The 792-nt window shown below is 42.2% G+C and carries 1 protein-coding gene; it reads left to right on the forward strand.

What is annotated here, in order from left to right:
* Positions 1-603: 603 nt before the first annotated feature.
* Positions 604-792: hypothetical protein (locus MBEAL2_RS33435; RefSeq protein WP_047155564.1), on the forward strand; the 189-nt coding region annotated here is incomplete at its 3' end.

The following is a 792-nucleotide window of genomic DNA, read 5'->3' on the forward strand; positions in this document are numbered from 1 at the left end:
TGCAGGTATCATTATGAAAAATACATGTACCATTATGAAAAATGTTGGCATTATGAATGGGGTCCTATGTACCCAACACAGCCGATGTATGCACCATCGGCTGTATCACCGTCGTATGCACCACTAGAAAACGCGCCAATGTATGCGCCATACGGTCCATCGGCTGTATCACCGTCGTATGCACCACTAGAAAATGCTCCAATGCCTACGCCATACGGTCCCTCAGCGGTATCGCCGTTGTATGCACCTCCATCAAAGAGTAGGCAAACAGATAGTGAAAGTTATTAAGCTAATAAACATCCGATTTGAGTCACTCCCAGATCGGATGTCTACCTATGTACAATGATCAAATGTCTTCCGTTCAAAAAATAATAGATTTAGATTTCCCTTGATAAACTAAAGCAAAATTTCCTGTCCACCTCTTTGGTACAATAGGCGAAGATAAATCGTGCAAATCCCTCTTCTGGAATGATTCGGAAGAGCTGTTTGACTTTAGTGTCGAACACATAACATAAGGGACCTTACCGGGAATAGAGAAGAGACAAATCGGAACCAAGCAAAGAAAGCAATAAAATAGATAAAAAACCATGGATTAAGAAATCCATGGCAAATAAGATACAACCGCACCCATTAGATGAAGAAGAAGGGAAACAAGAAAAAGCTAAAGGGGAAGAAAAAGCGACGGAAGAAAAAGCGTCGTCTGCGTCTAAAAAATCCTTGCACCGCAAGAACATCTTCTGCTTTTGCGTTTGCGTTCTGCTCCACGAGCTTAACGGAAGGATCATTCACCGT

Origin of the sequence: Aneurinibacillus tyrosinisolvens, from assembly GCF_001015055.1 — a bacterium.
Lineage (GTDB): Bacteria > Bacillota > Bacilli > Aneurinibacillales > Aneurinibacillaceae > Aneurinibacillus_A > Aneurinibacillus_A tyrosinisolvens.